At 70.3% G+C, this 18785-nt stretch carries 16 protein-coding genes and 1 riboswitch; of the genes, 12 read left to right on the forward strand and 4 right to left on the reverse strand.

Annotation, left to right across the window (positions count from 1 at the left end):
- Positions 1-87 precede the first annotated feature (87 nt).
- Positions 88-1128, reverse strand: coding sequence for a hypothetical protein (locus ACTOQ3_RS28635; protein ID WP_440086508.1), 1041 nt, complete (start codon positions 1126-1128; stop codon positions 88-90).
- Between the two features lie 167 nt (positions 1129-1295).
- Here ACTOQ3_RS28635 and ACTOQ3_RS28640 point away from each other — a divergent pair, with 167 nt between their 5' ends.
- From ACTOQ3_RS28640 to ACTOQ3_RS28680, 9 genes are all read left to right on the forward strand, one after another.
- On the forward strand, positions 1296-2177 hold the full coding sequence (locus tag ACTOQ3_RS28640; RefSeq protein ID WP_440086509.1) for an oxidoreductase: 882 nt from the start codon (positions 1296-1298) through the stop codon (positions 2175-2177).
- 15 nt (positions 2178-2192) lie between these two features.
- Positions 2193-2771 carry a TetR/AcrR family transcriptional regulator gene (locus ACTOQ3_RS28645; protein WP_440086511.1) on the forward strand — a complete coding sequence of 193 codons (579 nt, stop codon included), beginning with the start codon at positions 2193-2195 and terminating at the stop codon, positions 2769-2771.
- 709 nt (positions 2772-3480) lie between these two features.
- Positions 3481-3619, forward strand: a riboswitch (cyclic di-AMP (ydaO/yuaA leader).
- An 18-nt stretch (positions 3620-3637) separates the two neighbouring features.
- Positions 3638-4333 (forward strand): CHAP domain-containing protein, encoded by a 696-nt coding sequence (locus tag ACTOQ3_RS28650; RefSeq protein WP_440086512.1) that lies wholly within the window; start codon positions 3638-3640, stop codon positions 4331-4333.
- 402 nt (positions 4334-4735) lie between these two features.
- Positions 4736-6088 (forward strand): ABC transporter substrate-binding protein, encoded by a 1353-nt coding sequence (locus ACTOQ3_RS28655; RefSeq protein WP_440086513.1) that lies wholly within the window; start codon positions 4736-4738, stop codon positions 6086-6088.
- An 83-nt stretch (positions 6089-6171) separates the two neighbouring features.
- Complete coding sequence (locus ACTOQ3_RS28660; protein ID WP_440086514.1) at positions 6172-7116, forward strand: carbohydrate ABC transporter permease; 945 nt, start codon at positions 6172-6174, stop codon at positions 7114-7116.
- 95 nt (positions 7117-7211) lie between these two features.
- The gene (locus ACTOQ3_RS28665; protein ID WP_440086515.1) at positions 7212-8018 is read left to right on the forward strand and encodes a carbohydrate ABC transporter permease; all 807 of its coding nucleotides are present in this window, start codon (positions 7212-7214) and stop codon (positions 8016-8018) included.
- Complete coding sequence (locus tag ACTOQ3_RS28670) at positions 8015-9439, forward strand: GH1 family beta-glucosidase (protein WP_440086516.1); 1425 nt, start codon at positions 8015-8017, stop codon at positions 9437-9439. The genes ACTOQ3_RS28665 and ACTOQ3_RS28670 overlap by 4 nt, the downstream gene beginning before the upstream one ends.
- Before the next feature lie 34 nt (positions 9440-9473).
- A complete protein-coding gene (locus ACTOQ3_RS28675) occupies positions 9474-10481 on the forward strand; it encodes a LacI family DNA-binding transcriptional regulator (RefSeq protein ID WP_440086517.1) in 1008 nt (335 codons plus the stop codon).
- Positions 10482-10584: 103 nt separating this feature from the next.
- Positions 10585-11574: a phosphotransferase family protein gene (locus tag ACTOQ3_RS28680; RefSeq protein WP_440086518.1), complete on the forward strand. Its 990-nt coding sequence runs from the start codon at positions 10585-10587 to the stop codon at positions 11572-11574.
- Between the two features lie 17 nt (positions 11575-11591).
- On the opposite strand, the gene ACTOQ3_RS28685 is transcribed toward ACTOQ3_RS28680, so the two are convergent.
- Positions 11592-12035 carry a YkvA family protein gene (locus ACTOQ3_RS28685; RefSeq protein WP_440086520.1) on the reverse strand — a complete coding sequence of 148 codons (444 nt, stop codon included), beginning with the start codon at positions 12033-12035 and terminating at the stop codon, positions 11592-11594.
- Positions 12036-12071: 36 nt separating this feature from the next.
- Entirely contained in the window at positions 12072-12680 is a 609-nt protein-coding gene (locus ACTOQ3_RS28690) for a TetR/AcrR family transcriptional regulator (protein WP_440086521.1), read from the reverse strand.
- Between the two features lie 226 nt (positions 12681-12906).
- On the opposite strand from ACTOQ3_RS28690, the gene ACTOQ3_RS28695 reads away from it, so the two are divergent.
- Both ACTOQ3_RS28695 and ACTOQ3_RS28700 read left to right on the forward strand, forming a co-directional pair.
- Complete coding sequence (locus ACTOQ3_RS28695) at positions 12907-14124, forward strand: FAD-dependent oxidoreductase (RefSeq protein WP_440086522.1); 1218 nt, start codon at positions 12907-12909, stop codon at positions 14122-14124.
- Between the two features lie 65 nt (positions 14125-14189).
- On the forward strand, positions 14190-15521 hold the full coding sequence (locus tag ACTOQ3_RS28700; protein WP_440086523.1) for a class II 3-deoxy-7-phosphoheptulonate synthase: 1332 nt from the start codon (positions 14190-14192) through the stop codon (positions 15519-15521).
- Between the two features lie 88 nt (positions 15522-15609).
- On the opposite strand, the gene trxA is transcribed toward ACTOQ3_RS28700, so the two are convergent.
- Positions 15610-15981 carry a thioredoxin gene (trxA, locus tag ACTOQ3_RS28705; protein WP_329083319.1) on the reverse strand — a complete coding sequence of 124 codons (372 nt, stop codon included), beginning with the start codon at positions 15979-15981 and terminating at the stop codon, positions 15610-15612.
- Between the two features lie 408 nt (positions 15982-16389).
- Here trxA and ACTOQ3_RS28710 point away from each other — a divergent pair, with 408 nt between their 5' ends.
- Positions 16390-18588, forward strand: coding sequence for a fibronectin type III domain-containing protein (locus ACTOQ3_RS28710; protein ID WP_440086524.1), 2199 nt, complete (start codon positions 16390-16392; stop codon positions 18586-18588).
- The last annotated feature ends 197 nt before the right edge of the window (positions 18589-18785 follow it).

Below are 18785 nucleotides of genomic sequence, written 5' to 3' on the forward strand. Positions count from 1 at the left end.
TTTCGTGGGTGAAGAGGATTCGTTCGTGGAGAGGCGGCACGGCGCGCGTCCCGCGAGCGGCGGGCCCGCCGTGCGCCGGCCGCGGGGTCATGGCCCGGTGACTCCCGAGTCGTGATGGGCGAACCTCGACAGGTGGGAGCGGAGCGAGGGAACCGCCTCGGCCGTCCACCACTCGTCGGGGACGTCCACCGTCTCCACGGCGACGCCCCGGGCCGAGAGCAGCACCCGCAGGGAGGTGACCGCGGTGGACGGCAGGCTCAGCACCCGCTGCTCGGCGGCGAGCCCGCGCAGGGTCATCTCGGCGGGGGTCCCGCCGTCGTAGACGGTGATCCCCGGCTGTTCCCCGACCCGGGCGAGGTCGTCGGGATCCTCGCGGCGGTGCGGGAAGTAGGCGACCGGACCGGCCGAGCCGAGCCCGGCCAGCCAGCTGAAGTAGCGGTCGCGGTGGATCAGGCCGTTGCGGACCAGGGAGGTGCCAAGGACGACGGTGCGCTCCTCGGGACGGGGCCCGCGCAGCGGCTGGGAGCGCAGCCAGGCGAAGTCGTGGGTGACCAGCTCGGCTCCCCCCGCGCGTACGGCCTTCGCCAGGTCGGGGGGCACGGGCAGCGCGGTGAAGATCGACAGCCGCCCCGAGCGGGCGGCGGCGCGCAGCCTGAGCCCGGCCGCCGCGCCGAGGACGGTCCTGAGCCTTCCGGCCTTCCCCCTGGCCCTCAGCAGGGGCGTTCCCATCCTGCCGGTGAGCAGTTCCAGGAGCCGGATGGTGGCGAGTCCGTCGTCGACGATCACGATCCGGCCCGGGAGGGCGGTGAGCCAGCGGAACTGGACCTTGCCGGAGAAGGCGTCGCCCACCACCCAGGTCTCGCCCCGGCGCGGCCGGGGCATGTCCGGCCTGGCCGCGGTGAGCTCCAGCCCTCTGGGCAGGGCGAGACGGCCCAGCTCGCGACCCGTCACGGCCAGCGGGCGGAGTTTCGCCCTGGGCACGAGATGGCTGCGGGCACCGAGCAGCCCGGCATGGTGGGCCTCCACCGCGCAGAGCATCTGCAGCGGGGACTCCACCCAGGCAACGGCCGAACCCTGTTCCCGCGCGTGGTCTCGGCCGTCCTCCACGCCGGGCGATGACCCGTTCACGACTGCCACAACCTAACCCGGCGGCCTTAAGCGCCCGGGAACTGCGGGTGAACAGCCGACCACGCGCGCTTGTGTGTGATCTTTCCGGCCTTTACCGTGGTGTACGGAACGGTTTCGTACACTTCGTGATCCAGCACAGATCCGTCGATCCGTAAGAGGAGCGAGCGATGTGGACAGCTGACGAGATCCCCGACCTGACCGGCTCCGTCGCGGTGGTCACCGGTGCGAGCGGCGGCATCGGCGTGCCGACGGCGCTCGAACTGGCCAGGCACGGCGCCCGGGTCGTCCTGACCGCGCGCGACGCGGACAGGGGCCGGGCCGCGCTCGACGCGGTCAGGGCGGCGGTGCCGGGGGCGGCGGCCGAGGTGAGGACACTCGACCTGGCCGACCTCGGCTCGGTGCGCGCGTTCGCCGAGACGGTCGACGGGCCGCTCGACCTGCTGGTCAACAACGCCGGGGTGGGTCCGATGCCCCGGCGGACCACCGCCGACGGTTTCGAGACCCAGTTCGGCGTCAACCACCTGGGGCACTTCGCGCTGACCGGGCTGCTCATGCCACGCCTGCTGGCCGCCCCCGCCGCCCGGGTGGTCACGGTCTCCAGCGACGCCCACTCCGTCGGCGCGATCGACTTCGACGACCTGGCTCTCGAGCGCCGGTACGGCAGGTTCTCCGCCTACGGCCGTTCCAAGCTGGCCAACCTGCTGTTCGCCCTGGAGCTGCAGCGCCGCGCCGACGCCTCGGGGGCCGCCCTGCTGAGCCTGGCGACCCACCCGGGCATGACGGCCACCGGCATCATGAAGCTGGGTGCCCTCACCCGCCCCCTCAGCGCCCTGATGCGCCTGGCGCTGCAGCCGCCCGCCAGGGGCGCCCTGCCGTCCCTGTACGCGGCGACCTCTCCCGAGGCGAGGGGCGGGCAGTACGTCGGGCCGGGGCCGAAGGTGCTGCGCCCCTCGCCGAAGGCGCTGGACGCGGTGGTGGCGGCCAGGCTCTGGGAGAGGTCGGAGGAGCTGACCGGCGTACGCTTCTGGGAGATCAGGCAGCACTCGTGAACCATCGGAGGCACCTTGCGTCTCGATCCCGCGCGGGAACGGGCGATCCTCGACGCGACTCTGGACCTGCTGTCCGAGGTCGGATACGACCGGATGTCCGTCGACCAGATCGCCAGGCGGGCCAGCGCCAGCAAGGCCACGATCTACCGTCGCTGGCAGGACAAGGAGGCGCTGGTCGTGGACCTGATCTGCAACCACCTTGAGATCGAGGTCGCGCCGCCGCCCGACACCGGGACGATGCGCGGGGATCTGATCGAGGTCGTGGACGGGTTCTGCCGGATCCTGGAGCGGAAGCACGCGATGATCTTCGGCCTGTTCCCCGCGCTCCTCACCTCCCCCGACCTGGCCGCCGCCCTGCGCGACAACGTGCCCCGTGCCGACATCACGGGCACCACCCCGCTGCTCGACCGCGCCAGGGAGCGCGGCGAGCTCCCGGGGCCGGTGGACGCGGTCGAGCTCAGGAAGGTCACCGAGGCGCTGGTGTGGTACCGGCTGTTCTTCACCGGAAAGCCGCTGGACCGGGAGTTCGTCGAGGAGACGGTCGACCGCTTCCTGCTTCCGCTGTTTCGCGCGTGGTCCGGCTCGGCGACCTGACCCCGGCGGGCGGCCCGCACCTCCCGGGAACGCGCTCCCCCGTCCCGCACGCCTTTACCTCCGCGGACGGCGAGGCCTCCTGGAAAGCGTGTTCCTTTACCTCTTATCTTTACCTTCGCGGGCGTCGGGCCCCTCCGAGCGCACGTTTCTTTACCCTTCGGGCGGCCAGGCCCGCCGACGGCCGGATCGCACCCATGCCCCATCGCTCTGAGCTGCGGAAACCTCGTCAGGCGCGGGTCGCGGACCTCTGGCTCCCGCGCGCCCTCTCCTGACCTTCCATGGGAGAACCCCTACCATCCGAATACTTTTTACTATCGAATGCCTGTTCGGAAACATAAGGACACGCCACCTTGGACCAGGGGGTTCGCCCGCACGTCATAGCACCCCCCGTCCGACGGCTCGCAGGCGGGTCCGGAAAACCGGGATCGCCGTGGGGGCAGGGGATCCCGGCCTCGGCGGGGCGTTCCCCCAGCCGCCGGAAGGAGACGCGGCCGGCGCGGCCTCACCCCGCTCCCGGGCCGGGCGGCACCCCGCAACACCGATCCGATTCGGACGTATTCCCAAGTCAGGGCAATATGTCCTACTTGTAATCGTCTGTCCGTCTGGCGTACCTTCGTCCTATTCATGGCGATTGCCTAGATCTATCCAGGTCTATGCATTGCCGTCACATTGCCCGACCGTGTCCCACCTGACGGAGACCTTCCGCCGGTGAGCACGGCCGCCGAATCCGCGAGGTCTGCGGAACCGGGGAACCACGTTCCTGGGGTGAATCAGCGCACCTGTGCGCCGTAGGGCACTTCCCAGCCCGAACCCGTCAGCTAACCCGGTAGGCGGAATGGAAGCGAAGCAAGGAGTCGAACCCCCGTATGGCTAAGCATCGCCTCATCTCCACCCCCCGCGCGGCATGCGCCGTCCTGGGCGCCTGTATCGCCCTGACGACCGGCACCACCGGCGTCGCCCTGGCCGACGGCCACGGCGTCGTGAACGCTCCGCCCGTCGACACCAAGGCGCAGACGTCCAAGGCCGCCAAAACCCCGCTCCAGACCGTGGCCGAGAGACTTCCCAAGGTCTCCGCGGCGAAGGTCCTGGACATCGCCTCCAAGCAGATCGGCATCCGCGAGAACGCCGAGGGCGGCGGGACCAAGTTCCACTCCTGGTACATGTCGAGCCCTCGCGCCAAGGAGACCCTCGCCCGCGACGGCGGCAACACCGTGTACGACTACGCCAACGCCCCCTGGTGCGCGATGTTCGTCTCCTGGGTCGGCGAGATGGCCGGCATCCGCCCCACGATGGGCTGGGACGCCTACACCGTAGCCCACGCCAAGTGGTTCAAGGACAACGGGCACTGGGGCACCATCCCCACCCCCGGCGCCGTCGTCTACTTCGACTGGGCCGGCGGCAAGAGCATCGACGGCATCGACCACGTCGGCTTCGTGAAGAAGGACAACGGGGACGGCACGATCACCACGATCGAGGGCAACACCGGCAACGGCGACGTCGAACAGCGCGTCCGGCCCGTCTCCCAGATCGTCGGCTACGGATACCCCGTCTACTCCGACTGACCCCGCGCCCGCCGCCCGCGCCCGCCTCCCCCGGCGGCGCGGGCGTCCCGGCCCCCCGCCGGTGAACGGCCGCCCGGTCCACCCGCCCCCGGGAGCGTTCCGCGTCCCCCACCCCGCACGGACACGAAATGCCCCGACTGTATGCCCGTGAGATGGGAGCGCTCCCAATCACCCTGATGAGGTGTTTGTGCATATTCGATGCCGATAGTCCTGCCTAAAACGACCGGATGTAACGGTTGAGTTTCGGCATATTGACGTCTCGGTTGCCTATCGTCCACTCTTCGTGGGAGCGCTCCCAAAGCACATTGAGGAACGACCTCGTCGCGAGGACCGCGTTTGTCGGGGACCGGCCCGCGATGTCGCCTCCCAATGATTCGGGCGACCACCTGAGAGGGGTCCGTAATGTTGAACAACAAGCGGCACGGCAAGCTGGCCGCCGTCGCGGTCATGGCGGCCACCGCCCTGGCCATCACTTCGTGCAGTTCCAGCGAGCCGTCCGCGCCCGCCGCGGGCACCGGTTCCGCCGCCGCTCCGGCCGAGCCGGTGACCATCACCGTGCACACCTTCGGCGGCGGCGAGAACTTCGGCTACGACAAGGCCGTGGAGACGTGGAACGCGGCGCACCCGAACATCCAGGTCAAGTACCAGAACCTGACCGACCGGTTCGAGGACGTCTACCTCCCGCAGCTGCTCCAGCGCCTGCAGGCGGGCAGCGGCGCCGCCGACATCATCGCCCTGGACGAGGGCGCGATGGGTCTCATGAAGGCCCGCCCGCAGTTCTTCACCGACCTGGCCGAGTACGGGCTGGACAGCCGCAAGGCCGACTTCCCCGCAGCGAAGTGGGACAACGGCATCAACGCCGACAACAAGCTCTTCGCCCTGGGCACGGACATCGGCGGCATGACCATGTGCTACCGCAAGGACCTGTTCGAGAAGGCGGGCCTGCCCACCGACCGCGAGGAGGTCGGCAAGCTCTGGCCGGACTGGAACGCCTTCAAGGCGATCGGCGAGAAGTTCAAGGCCGCCAACCCCGGCAAGACCGACCCCAAGTTCCTCGACGGCCCCAACACGCTCTACAACGTGATCCTGTCGCAGGAGGCGCCGAAGAACGGCAACGTCGCCTACTTCGACAAGAACAACCAGCTCATCATCGAGACCAACCCGGCCATCAAGACCTCCTTCGACACGGTGAAGAGCTTCAGCGAGGCGGGCCTGACCGCCAAGCTCGCCTCGTTCACCCCGCCGTGGAACGCCGCGATCAAGAAGGGCGCCTTCGCGACCATGGGCTGCCCGGCCTGGATGCTCGGCGTGGTCTCCGGCGCGGCCGGTGACAGCAACAAGGGCAAGTGGGACGTCGCGGCCGTGCCCGGCGGCGCGGGCAACTGGGGCGGCTCCTACCTGGCGATCCCCAAGCAGAGCAAGCACCCCAAGGAGGCCGCCGAGGTCCTGAACTACCTCACCGGCAAGGAGGGCCACGTCATGGCCTTCCAGGAGGCCGCGGCCTTCCCGAGCTCCCTCCCCGCGCAGCAGGACCCGGCGGTCGCCGACCTGAAGAACCCGTTCTTCAACGACGCGCCGACCGGCAAGATCTTCGGCGACTCGGTCAAGGACCTCCTGCCCGTCTTCCTCGGTGAGAAGCACGCCCAGGTCAAGACCTCGGTGGAGAAGGTGCTCGAGGGCATGGACCAGGGCTCGGTCAAGTACGACCAGGCCTGGACCAAGTTCCTCGAGGCCGGCGTCAAGGCAGCGGGCTGATCCCCGTACCGACCCGCATCGGCCCGGCTGCGGCGATCCCGCAGCCGGGCCGGTCGCCTGCCCCCGCTGAAAGGCTCTGATCGATGACACTGCACGTCGGCTCCCCGGCCGGGCCCCGCGGACCGAGTCGGGGCAATGGGTGGGCCCGGTTCGACCTCCGGGCGACCCCCTACTTCCTCGTATCCCCTTATTTTCTGCTTTTCGCCATCTTCGGCATCTTCCCGCTCGGCTACACCCTCTGGGTCTCCCTGCACGAGTGGGAGCTCGCCGGGGACAAGACCCTCGTCGGCCTCGAGAACTACATCGAGCTGATCACTGACGAGGCCTTCTGGAACGCGGTCTTCAACACCCTCGGCATGTTCGTCATGTCGACGATCCCGCAGCTCGTGCTGGCCCTCCTGCTGGCCAACGCGCTCAACAAGCGCATCCGGGGACGGCTCTTCTTCCGCCTCGGCGTGCTCCTGCCGCTGATCACCTCCGTCGTCGCCGTCGCGGTGGTCTTCACCCAGCTGTACGGGCGCGACTACGGCATGATCAACTGGTTCCTGAGCTTCTTCGGGGTCGACGCGATCAACTGGCAGAACGAGAAGTGGTCCTCCTGGATCGCGATCTCAACCATGATCGACTGGCGCTGGACCGGCTACAACGCGATCATCCTGCTGGCCGCCATGCAGACCATCCCCAAGGACCTCTACGAGGCCGCCGCCATCGACGGCGCCACGCCCAGGCGGCAGTTCTGGCAGATCACCATCCCGATGCTGCGCCCGACGATCGTCTTCGTCGTGTTCATCTCCACCATCGGCGGCCTGACGCTGTTCACCGAGCCGGTCATGTTCGACGGCAACCCGACGATGAGCGGCGGCGCCACCGGCCAGTACCAGACCGTGGCGATGTTCATCGTCAAGGAGGCGTTCCGCGACTTCGACTTCGGCTACGCCGCGGCCGCCTCATGGCTGCTGTTCGCGTTGATCCTGATCGGGACACTCATCAACTACTCCTTCACCCGCCGTATCGGGGGTTCCAAGTGACGGTCACCCAGATCCGGCGACCGCCGGCGCAGCACGCCCGGCGGCGGCCTTCCGGCCCGTCGGCCGCACGGAACCGCATCTGGGACGCCGGCCCCATGACGAAGGTCGTGCTGGCCTTCGCCCTCGTGCTGTCGGCGTTCCCCATCTACTACATGTTCATCATGGCCACCCGGACCAACGAGGAGGCCATCGACGTACCGCCGCCGCTGCTCCCCGGCGGCCACCTCGGTGAGAACATCGCGCGGCTGCTGTCCACCGAGGACGCCTACTTCATGACCGGTCTGATCAACTCGGCCATCGTCTCGGTCACCGTGACGGTCTCGGTCGTGCTGATCTCCACCCTGGCCGGCTTCGCCTTCGCGAAGCTGCGCTTCCGGGGCAGCAAGATCCTGCTGGGCCTGATCCTGGTGACGATGATGGTCCCGCTCCAGCAGATGGGCGTCGTGCCGCTGTACGAGCTCATGGTCACGCTCGGCTGGACCGGCCAGCTGAAGGCGGTGATCCTGCCCTTCCTGGTCAACGGCTTCGGGGTCTTCATGATGACCCAGTACGCCACCCAGGCGGTGCCGGACGAGCTGGTCGAGGCGGCCCGCGTCGACGGCGCCTCCACCATGCGCATCTACGTGAACGTCATCCTCCCCGCGCTCCGGCCGGGCATGGCGGTCCTCACGCTCCTGGTCTTCATGCAGACCTGGAACGAGTTCATGTGGCCGCTGATCGTGCTGAACCCGGACAACCCAGTGGTTCAGACGTCGATCGCGGCACTCAACCAGGCCCACGGAACCGACTACGTGATGCTGTTCACCGGCACCGCGGCGTCGGTCCTGCCGCTGTTCATCGTTTTCATCGCGTTCGGCCGCCAGATCGTCGGCGGACTCATGGAAGGTGCGGTCAAGGCGTGACGACGCAAGAGACGCGAATTCAGACCCCGGAACTGATCTTCCCGACGAACTTCGTCTGGGGCGCGGCCACCTCCGCCTACCAGATCGAGGGCGCGGTCTCGGAGGGTGGCCGAGGCCGCTCCATCTGGGACACCTTCGTCAAGCAGCCGGGACGGGTGGTGAACGGCGAGCACGCCGACATCGCCATCGACCACTACAACCGGTACCGGGACGACGTGCGGATGATGGCCGAGCTCGGCCTCGGCGCGTACCGGTTCTCCATCTCCTGGCCCCGGATCCAGCCCGACGGGCGTGGCACCGTCAACCAGGGGGGCATCGACTTCTACAGCCGCCTGGTCGACGAGCTCCTCTCCCGGGGCGTCGACCCGTGGGTGACGCTCTACCACTGGGACCTGCCCCAGCCCCTGGAAGACGCGGGCGGCTGGCCGGCACGGGACACGTCGAAGCGCTTCGCCGAGTACGCGGCGGCCGTGCACGACGCGCTGGGCGACCGGGTCCGCAACTGGAGCACGGTCAACGAGCCCTGGTGCTCGGCGTTCCTCGGGTACGCCTCGGGCGAGCACGCCCCCGGGCGGCGCGAGCCGGAAAAGGCCGTGCACGCCGCCCACCACCTCCTGCTCGCGCACGGCCTGGCCGCCCAGGCGATCCGGGCCCAGCGGCCGGAGACCGTCATCGGCGGCTGCGTCAACCTGTACGCGATCTCGCCCCAGACCTCCTCGGAGGCCGACCAGGACGCCGCCCGCCGCATCGACGGGCTGCAGAACCGCTTCTTCCTGGACGCCCTGCTCAAGGGCGAGTACCCGGCCGACGTCCTGGAGGACCTCGGCCGGCCGGAGGGGCTCGTCCACGACGGGGACATGGAGATCATCTCCACGCCGCTGGACAAGCTGCTGATCAACTACTACAGCCGCTTCACCGTCTCGGGCACCCCCGGCGGCGCCGCGTCGGCCGCGGCGGCGCCCACCGACACCGGGTCGCCCTGGGTCGGCAGCGAGCACGTGTCGTTCGTCGAGGGCGGGCGGCCCGTGACGGCGATGGGCTGGGAGATCGACCACTCGGGGCTGCTGGAGATCCTGCACCGGCTCGCCGCCGAGTACCCGCGCGTCCCGCTGGTCATCTCCGAGAACGGGGCGGCCTTCGACGACGTCGTGGGCCCCGACGGCGTCGTCCACGACCGCGAGCGGGTGGACTACCTCGACGCCCACCTGCGCACCTGCCACGCCGCGATCGAGGCGGGGATCCCGCTGGAGGGCTATTTCGCCTGGTCGCTGATGGACAACTTCGAGTGGGCGTGGGGGTACGGCAAGCGGTTCGGGCTGGTCCACGTCGACTACGAGACCCAGGTCAGAGTTCCCAAAGAGAGCGCTCTCTGGTATGCCGGGACCATCAGGCGTGGAGGCCTGAGCGGTCCGACAGAATAGGGGCCGGGAAATCCACCACTGGGGGCGTACACACATGAACGGCGACCGTCGTCCGACGCTCGAGGCGGTCGCGGCCCTGGCCGGTGTCGGCCGGGGCACGGTGTCGCGGGTCATCAACGGCTCGCCGAAGGTGAGCGAGAAGGCTCGCGACGCCGTGCTGCGGGCGATCCAGGAGCTGGGCTACGTGCCCAACCGGGCGGCCCGCGCGCTGGTCACCCGGCGCACCGACACCGTGGCGCTGGTGGTCTCGGAGTCGGAGCTGAGGGTCTTCGACGAGCCGTACTTCGCCGGGACCATCCGCGGCATCGGCTCGGCGCTGTCCGAGACCGGCCTGCAGCTGATCCTCGCGATGGCGCAGTCGGCGCAGGACCACGAGCGGCTGGAGCACTACCTGACCGGGCAGCACGTCGACGGGGTGTTGCTGATCTCCCTGCACGGCGCCGACCCGCTGCCGGGGCGGCTGGAGGCGATGGGCGTGCCGACCGTCATCGGCGGCCGCCCGGTCGGCCTCACCCCCTACAGCTACGTCGACGTCGACAACCGGGCCGGGGCCAGGCAGGCGGTCAAATACCTGCTGGCCAAGGGCCGCCGCCGGATCGCCACCATCGCCGGCCCCCAGGACATGGGCGTGGGCGTCGACCGGCTCGCGGGCTACCGCGACGCGCTGCTCGCGACCGGCGTGAGCGAGATGGTGACGTACGGCGACTTCAGCGAGGAGAGCGGGATGGCGGGGATGCGCAGGCTCCTCGCCGAGCACCGCGACCTGGACGCCGTCTTCACCGCCTCCGACCCGATGGCGCTGGGCGCGATGCGGGTGCTGCGCGAGGAGGGCAGGACGATCCCCGGCGACGTCGCGGTGATCGGCTTCGACGACTCCCCCGCCGGGGCGCACTCCTCCCCCGCCCTCACCAGCGTGCACCAGCCCACCGAGTCGATGGGCCGGCAGATGGCCCATCTGCTCGTCGCCCGCATCAACGGCGAGCAGCTGGAACAGCCGGTGGTGATACTGGACACCCACCTGATCGAGCGCGGGTCCGCCTGACCCGGCTCACCTTCGTCTCCTCACCTGGCTCACCCTTGCCCGGCGCGCCCCCTCCCGGTCGCGCCGTTCCCCCCAGCGGCACCGAGGCAGGACAAGGCAGGAAATGGACAGCAGGACGAAACGCCCGCTCGCGCCCGCGGAACTCGACGCGCTGGCGCGGCGGGCCCTGGGCGCCGGCCTCTCCTCCGCCACCGAGCTGACCGACGGCTTCGCCAACGCCGTGTGGCGGCTGGCCCTGCTGGACGGGCGCGAGGTGGTCCTGAAGCTGTCGCCGCCGCCCGAGCTGGAGCAGCTGCGCTACGAGCGCGACCTGCTGCGCACCGAGGCCATGGTCTACGACCTGGCGGGCCCCGCCGGGGTGCCGATCCCCGAGCTGCTGCGCGCCGGGTTCGACGACCCGGTGCTGGGCGGCGACTACCTGATCCTGTCCGCCCTCGACGGGGTGCCGTGGAACCGGGCGAAGCCGGCGGAGGCGGACCGGCGGGCCCTGCGCCGGGAGCTCGGCGGCCACCTGGCCCGGCTGAACGCGATCACCGGCGACGTCTACGGCTACCCGCACGCGGGCCTGACCGGCGACACCTGGCGGGAGGCGTTCCTGACGATGACCGGCGCGCTCCTGGCCGACGCCGGCCGCTACGCCACCCCGCTGCCGAGGCCGGTGCCCGAGATCGCGGCGGCGATCGAGTCGGGCGCGGGCGCGCTGGACGAGGTCGTGACCCCCCGCCTGGTCCATTTCGACGTGTGGCCGGGCAACGTCTTCCTGACCCGCGACGAGACGCCGCGCATCCAGGCGATCATCGACCACGAGCGGGCCTTCTGGGGCGACCCGCTGGCCGACTTCGTCACCCCCACGATCTTCGGCAGGCTGGACGAATCCGACCCGATCATCGCCGGATACCGCGAGGCGGGCGGCGTCGTGGAGTTCACCGGCCCCGCCCGCACCCGGATGGCCCTCTATCGCCTCTACCTCGCCCTGATCCTCCTGGTCGAGAACGGCCCCCGCCAGTACCCGGAGAAGGAGTACGCCTCTCTGCGCGACCGCTCCGCCGCCGCCGTGCTCGACGCCCTCGACGTGCTCTCGGCGGCGCCGTGACCTGAGCCGGTCGTCGGTCACCGCCCGCCGGGGCGGGGAGGCGCGGCTCCCGGCTGCGGGGACCCTCCGGCCAGGCGCAGGACGACGGCCAGCCCCTCCGGCGTGCCGGGCCAGTGCCCGGCCAGCGCGCCGGGACCGGCACGCCTGATGACCGAGCGCAGGACGAAGGCGACGATGATCGCGTCGTCGGCGTAGCCGAGCACCGGGATGAAGTCGGGGATCAGGTCGAGGGGCAGCGCCAGGTAGCCCAGCAGCAGCCACAGCCGCACCCGCACCCCGCGCGGCAGGCCGTCGTCGCGCGCGAGCCTGGCGACCAGGCGGAGCAGGTCGGGCAGCAGGCGCAACGTCTCGCCCAGCGCGCCGCCCCTGGGGCGCGCCATCACCAGGAAGGCGGCCAGGGCCAGCCAGAGCAGCAGCAGGCCGCCCACGATCCCCGCCGGCACCTTCCAGACCTCGGACACCTTCCCGGCCCTCCTCGTCCTCGCCGCCCTCCAGGTTCAGGGCGCCGAGGCACGCAACGCCGTCAGGGCCGCGTCCAGCGCCGCGCGCAGCGGCTTGATCGACTGCGTCGTCTGGGTGAGCAGCAGGCCTCCCTGGAGCGCCGCGAAGACCGCCAGGGTCAGCGCCTCGGGGTCGGCGTCGGCGCGCAGCAGGCCGGTGGCGCGCATGCGGGTGAGCCCCGCCCGCAGGTATCCGCACCAGCGGTCCATGTGCCCGGCCACCTCGGCGGCGCGCTCGGGATCACTGCCGATGAGCTCGCTCGCCATCGCCCCGATCGGGCAGCCCCAGTGCGGCTGCGAGCCGTAGTGCGCGAGGACGGCGTCACGCCACCCCTCCCACGCCTCCCAGGTGTCGAGCGTGTCCAGGAACGGTCTCTGCGCCTGGAGCACCCGCTCGGCCTGGAACGACGCGATCGCCGCGACCAGGTCGCGCTTTCCGTCCGGAAAGTAGTGGAACAGCTGGCTCTTGCTGGTCCCCGTCCCGGCCCGGATGTCGTCCAGGGTCGTGCCGCCGACCCCGCGGGCCAGGACCAGGTCGGCGGCGGTCTCGACGATGCGGGCGCGCGTGAGCGTCCCTTTGGCGGTGAACTTCGCCGGGGTCGACATGTCTACAGCATAGCCCCCTGGACCGCACGGTCCAATCTATTCGGCGGCCCTGCAGGCCGGACGCCGCCTTCGCCCGTCTTCCACGGTCTTGGAGCCGGAGGCTTCCCCCGAGGGGTCGCGTTCCGTCCTCGCACCCCGCGATCCGACACTGGACGAGGGGCGAATCGCCGGTGAACCTGTTCCCTTCCGCCGTATCCTGTGCCAGAATTTCACTGGGTGATGAATTATGAGACGGAACACATGCGTGATCGCCGGGGGCGGCCCGGCGGGGGCGATGCTCGCACTGCTGCTGGCCAGGGCAGGCGTCGAGGTGACGCTCATGGAGAAGCACAACGACTTCCTGCGCGACTTCAGGGGTGACACCATCCATCCCTCGACCCTGCAGGTCCTCGACGAGCTGGGCCTGGCCGAGGAGTTCCACCGGCTCCCGCACCGCAAGACGTACGGGATGGAGATCCACACCGACGACACCACGGTGCCGGTCGCCGATCTGAGGAAACTCAACGGCAAATACCAGTACATCGCCTTCGTCCCGCAGTGGGAGTTCCTCGACCTGCTGACCACCGCCGCCAAGCGGTATCCGAACTTCCGCCTCATCATGGAGGCCGAGGTGCACGGGGTGATCCGCGAGGGCGACGCGGTGCGCGGGGTGCGCTACCGGGACGCCTCGGGCGAGCACGAGCTGCGCGCGACGCTCACCGTGGCCGCCGACGGCCGTCACTCCGACGTGCGCCGGGCCGCCGGGCTCGTCCCCGTGGAGCACAGCGCCCCCATGGACGTGCTCTGGTTCCGGCTGCCGCGCGAGCCCGCCGATCCCGGGGTGACGTTCCTGCGGATATCCAACGGGCACCTGATGGTGGCGATCAATCGCGAGACCTACTGGCAGCTCGCCTACCTGATCCCCAAGGGCGGCTTCGAAACCCTGCGTTCCCAGGGGATCGAGGCGGTCCGCGAGCCGGTCGCCAGGCTCCTGCCCTTCCTCGGGGACCGGGTCGGGCAGCTGCGGGACTTCGAGGCGGTCAGCATGCTGTCGGTCGCGCTCAACCGACTGCGCCGCTGGCACCGCCCCGGCCTGCTGGTCATCGGCGACGCCGCGCACGCCATGTCGCCGATCTTCGGCGTCGGCATCAACCTGGCCGTACAGGACGCGGTCGCCGCCGCGAACCTGCTGGCCGCGCCGCTCGCCGCCGGGGCCGAGATCCCCGAATCACTGCTCGCGAGGGTCCAGCGGCGCCGCACCCCGCCCACCGCCGTCACCCAGTTCGCCCAGCGCGTCGTCCAGAGCCGGCTGATCCGGCCGGCGCTGAGCGAGCGCCCCGGGCCGGTACGGCTGCCGCGCGACATCTCCCGGCTTCCCCTGATCGGCTTCCTGGCCAGGCGTTTCGTCGGTCTGGGCGTCCTTCCGGAACATGTTTCCAGCCCGGTGAAATCTCACCAGGTATAAAGACCTTCTCACTACGTGGACAATCAGGTCTGTTCGAAGAGCCGCTTGCAATAGCCTGGTATGTCGTGAGCATCAACCTCGATTCCTGGCGGCGGCTGCCTGCGGCGCAGCAGCCCGAGTGGCCCGACCGCGGCGAGCTGGACAAGGTCGTCGGCGAGCTGAAGGGCCTCCCGCCCCTCGTCTTCGCGGGCGAGTGCGACAACCTCAAGGCGGACCTGGCGGCGGTGACGCGGGGCGAGGCCTTCGTCCTCCAGGGCGGAGACTGCGCCGAGACCTTCGGCGGCGCCACCGCCGACGACGTGCGCAACAAGCTCAAGACGCTGCTGCAGATGGCCATCGTGCTGACCTACGCGGCGAAGGTCCCCGTGGTGAAGATCGGCCGGATGGCCGGGCAGTTCGCCAAGCCGCGCTCGAAGAACTTCGAGACCCGCGACGGCGTCAAGCTGCCCGCCTACCGGGGCGACATGGTCAACGGCTTCGACTTCACCCCCGAGTCCCGCGTTCCCGACCCCTGGCGGCTGCTGCGGGCCTACCACTCCTCGGCGGTGACGCTCAACCTGATCCGCGCATTCACCAAGGGCGGCTACGCCGACCTGCGCCAGGTGCACGCCTGGAACCAGGACTTCGTGATCGAGTCCCCGGCCGGCAAGCGCTACGAGCAGCTCGCCCGCGAGATCGACCAGGCCCTGGCCTTCATGCGCGCCTGCGGCGTGGAGCCCGAGGAGTTCCACACCGTCGAGTTCTACTCCTCGCACGAGGCGCTGATCCTCGACTACGACCAGGCGCTCACCCGGATCGACTCGCGGACCGGCCGCCCGTACGACGTCTCGGCGCACATGGTCTGGATCGGCGAGCGCACCCGCCAGCTCGACGGTGCCCACGTGGAGTTCTTCGCCAGCATCCGCAACCCGATCGGCGTCAAGCTCGGCCCGACGACCAGCGCCGAGGACGCCCTCGCGCTGATCGAGAAGCTCAACCCGGACAACGAGGCCGGGCGCCTGACCTTCATCACCCGGATGGGCGCGTCGAAGATCCGCGAGCACCTCCCCGAGCTGGTGGAGAAGGTGACCGCGAGCGGCGCCCAGGTGGCGTGGATCTGCGACCCCATGCACGGCAACACCTTCGAGGCGCCCAGCGGCCACAAGACCCGCCGCCTGGACGACGTCCTGAACGAGGTGGCGGGCTTCTTCGAGGTGCACCGCGCGCTCGGCACCCATCCGGGCGGCGTCCACATCGAGTTCACCGGCGACGACGTCACCGAGTGCGTGGGCGGCGGCGCCGAGATCGTCGAGGACGACCTGGCCAGGCGCTACGAGACGGCCTGCGACCCGCGTCTCAACCGTGGCCAGTCGCTCGACCTGGCCTTCCGGGTGGCCGAGCTCTACCGCTCGGTCTGACCTTCCGGGCCACGGGCCCCGGTCATGCGAAAGCCCCGCGCCATCGGATTCCTCCCTCCGGCGGCGCGGGGCTTTCGCGATCCGGGCATCAGCCCTTCTGGGCGCCCAGCTCGTTGGCGAGCTCGGCGCGGATCGCCTCCATGTCGAGGGCGCGGACCTGGCCGATGAGGTCCTCGAGGGCGGGCTCGGGCAGCGCGCCCGGCTGGGCGAAGACGACGATGCCATCGCGGATGGCCATGATCGTCGGGATCGAGGTGATCTCGAATCCCTGCGCGAGCGCCTGCTCGGCCTCGGTGTCGATCTTGCCGAACTTGATGTCGGTGTGCTTCGCCGACGACTTCTCGAAAATCGGCCCGAAGGTGCGGCACGGTCCGCACCAGGCCGCCCAGAAGTCCAGCAGGACGATCCCCTCATCGGCGATGTCGTTGAAGTTCTTCTCGGTTACCTCGATGGTGGCCACCGGTGGCTCCTCCTGTCGTTCACGTCTGTACGGCTGGCATAACCACTTCCCTCCCCCGAGCATTCCATCCCGCCGTCCCGCCATGCCGCCGGGGTGCGGGGACCCGCCGGGCCGGTGGACGCCGCCGGGGGCGACGAGTCCGGGCGCCGCCCCCGTTCTCGATCCGGTCACCGGGCCTCCCGAGCACGGCGCGCCGCTCCGAAACTTTCTGAGCAACGGACCCCGCGGAGGGAAGCACGCCTTCTTTTCAGCTACTTTCCGAAAGTTTTACTGACGACATAGAGATATTTCCAGTTCAGGAACATAAGAAAAGATCGGCTTTCGAAATATTTCGGCACCTGTGTTGACGTCTTTCGGTCACGTTCCCAGACTGATCGCCAGCACCCCACCCCGGAAGGGAGAGCCCTGGTGATCATCGACTTGACCCGCTTCAAGATCCCCTCAAGGGTCGTCGCGCCGGCGGTGGCGGCGATGCTCTCGGTCACCGGGGCGGTGACGGTGACCTCCGCCGAGGCCACCGCCGCCCTCGCCACCACCGCGGCCGCCGCCGGAGTCGAGAACGAGGGTGCCGACTGCGCGGTGACCGGCCTGCCCGACGCGGGATCGCTGCCCACCGACTCCAGGCTCCCCGACCCCTTCAGGAAACTGAACGGTACGCGCATCTCCACCACGTCCGAGTGGCGGTGCCGGCGCGAGGAGATCAAGAAGCTGGCGGAGAAGTTCGTCTACGGCGAGAAGCCCGTGAAGCCGGCCACCGTCACGGGGACGGTCTCGAGCAGCGGCATCACCGTGAACGTGAGCCACAACGGCAGGAGCTCCAGCTTCTCCGCGGGTGTCTCGCTGCCGAGCGGGTCCGGCCCCTTCCCCGCGGTCGTCGTCCTGGGAGGATTCGGAGCGGACACGGCCGCCATCAGAGCGGCCGGTGCCGCGGTCATCACCTACGACCCCTACGCGGTCGGCCGGGAGGGCACGCCACGCAACAACAAACAGGGCGCCTTCTACAGCGTCTACGGCTCCTCGAGCAGCACGGGACTGCTCATGGCCTGGGCCTGGGGGGTGAGCCGGATCATCGACGTCATCGAGCAGTCCAACGGCGGCGTCCTCAGGGCCGACGCCACCGGCGTCACGGGATGCTCGCGGTTCGGAAAGGGCGCCTTCGTGGTCGGCGCGTTCGACCAGCGCATCGCGTTGACCATGCCGATCGAGTCGGGGAGCGCCGGCGTGCCCATCTTCCGCGGGATCCCCGGGGAAGGCGCCCAGAGCCTGAGCAGCGCCTACGGAGAGCAGCCCTGGCTGGGTGACGCGTTCGGCTCCTTCACCGGCAGCCCGGCACGGCTACCGGTGGACACCCACCAGATGGTGGCCATGGTCGCACCGCGCGGACTGTTCATCATGGACAACCCCCACATCGCCAATCTGGGCCCCAGATCCGCGAGCGTGGCGGCCCTGGGCGGAGCGGAGGTCTACAAGGCGCTCGGCGCGGGAGGCAACATCACCTACTGGTCCGACATCCAGGACGGCAGCCACTGCGCCAACCGGTCCGAGTGGAGGACCCCCTTGCAGCAGAACATCCAGAAGTTCCTGCTGAAGACGGGCAGCGCCCCCGGCGCGATGAGGATCTCGTCCAGGGCGTCCGGCAACCTGGCCGAGTGGAGGGACTGGCAGACTCCGGCCCTCGGCGATTCGGGCGACAGCACCCCGCCGAGCACGCCGGGCACCCCGGCCGCGTCCGGCGTGACCGCCACCGGCGCCACGCTGACCTGGGCCGTGTCCACCGACCAGGGCGGCTCGGGCCTGGCCGGCTACGACGTCCACCGCGAGCAGGGCGACACCGACCCGCGACTCGGGCAGTCCACCACCAACTCGATCACCCTCACCGGGCTGGCCGCGAACACCCGGTACCAGGTGTACGTGCGGGCGCGCGACGGCGCGGGCAACCTGTCCGGCGACTCGCAGCCGGTCACGTTCACCACGACCGCCGGCGGCGGTGACGACACCTCTCCGCCGACGGCCCCGGCCGGCCTGGCGGCCTCGGGGACCACGTCCACGGGCACGACCCTGAGCTGGACGGCCTCGACGGACGACACCGGCGTCTCCGGCTACGACATCCTGCGCGCGCCCGGCGCGAGCGGCGGCACGTTCACCCAGGCCGGCACCTCGGCCACGACCTCGTTCGCCGACACGGGCCTGACCCCGAGCACCACCTACCGCTACCAGGTCAGGGCACGGGACGCGGCGGGCAACACCTCGCCGGTCTCGAACACCGCGGAGGTCACCACCCGGCCCGGCACGTCCACCGGAGCCTGCACGGCCGTGCCGACCGTGCAGACCCAGTGGAGCACCGGGTACGTCATCCAGCCGTTGACCGTCACCAACACCGGCACCTCGGCGATCACCGGATGGACGGTCACCTTCACGCTGCCGGCCGGGCACACGATGACCGGCTCGTGGAACGGCACCGCCACCGTCAGCGGGCAGACCGTGACCGTCAGGAACGTCGGCCACAACGGCGCCCTCGCCCCCGGGGCGAGCACCGGCGGCGTCGGCTTCCAGGTGAGCCGCCCGAACGGCGACACCGCGCTCCCGTCCGGATACGCCTGCGCCTGACGGGCCGGCCCCGGCTCCTGCCCGACGGCCGGGCCCCGGCTCGCCCACCCCTCTCCCGGGTGGGCGAGCCGGGGCCCGGCGCGTTCGAGGGGCCGCCCGCCCGCCGGGAGGATCTCGGCGTTGACCTGCCCGTTCGAGGCGAGGGCGGCGGCCGCTCCCGAGATGCCCGGCGTGCGGGACAAGACGTCACGAGTTTC

The sequence above is a fragment of the Streptosporangium sp. LJ11 genome (assembly GCF_051918945.1).
Classification (GTDB): Bacteria; Actinomycetota; Actinomycetes; order Streptosporangiales; family Streptosporangiaceae; genus Streptosporangium.

What these genes read in the sequence shown, in the direction of transcription:
- ACTOQ3_RS28690 (WP_440086521.1), bottom strand. Translation starts at nt 12,680, where the DNA reads ATGTCGACCCCGGCGAAGTTCACCGCCAAAGGGACGCTCACGCGCGCC.
- ACTOQ3_RS28665 (WP_440086515.1), top strand. Translation starts at nt 7,212, where the DNA reads ATGACGAAGGTCGTGCTGGCCTTCGCCCTCGTGCTGTCGGCGTTCCCC.
- ACTOQ3_RS28695 (WP_440086522.1), top strand. Translation starts at nt 12,907, where the DNA reads ATGAGACGGAACACATGCGTGATCGCCGGGGGCGGCCCGGCGGGGGCG.
- ACTOQ3_RS28660 (WP_440086514.1), top strand. Translation starts at nt 6,172, where the DNA reads ATGACACTGCACGTCGGCTCCCCGGCCGGGCCCCGCGGACCGAGTCGG.
- ACTOQ3_RS28675 (WP_440086517.1), top strand. Translation starts at nt 9,474, where the DNA reads ATGAACGGCGACCGTCGTCCGACGCTCGAGGCGGTCGCGGCCCTGGCC.
- ACTOQ3_RS28640 (WP_440086509.1), top strand. Translation starts at nt 1,296, where the DNA reads ATGTGGACAGCTGACGAGATCCCCGACCTGACCGGCTCCGTCGCGGTG.
- ACTOQ3_RS28655 (WP_440086513.1), top strand. Translation starts at nt 4,736, where the DNA reads ATGTTGAACAACAAGCGGCACGGCAAGCTGGCCGCCGTCGCGGTCATG.
- ACTOQ3_RS28680 (WP_440086518.1), top strand. Translation starts at nt 10,585, where the DNA reads ATGGACAGCAGGACGAAACGCCCGCTCGCGCCCGCGGAACTCGACGCG.
- ACTOQ3_RS28650 (WP_440086512.1), top strand. Translation starts at nt 3,638, where the DNA reads ATGGCTAAGCATCGCCTCATCTCCACCCCCCGCGCGGCATGCGCCGTC.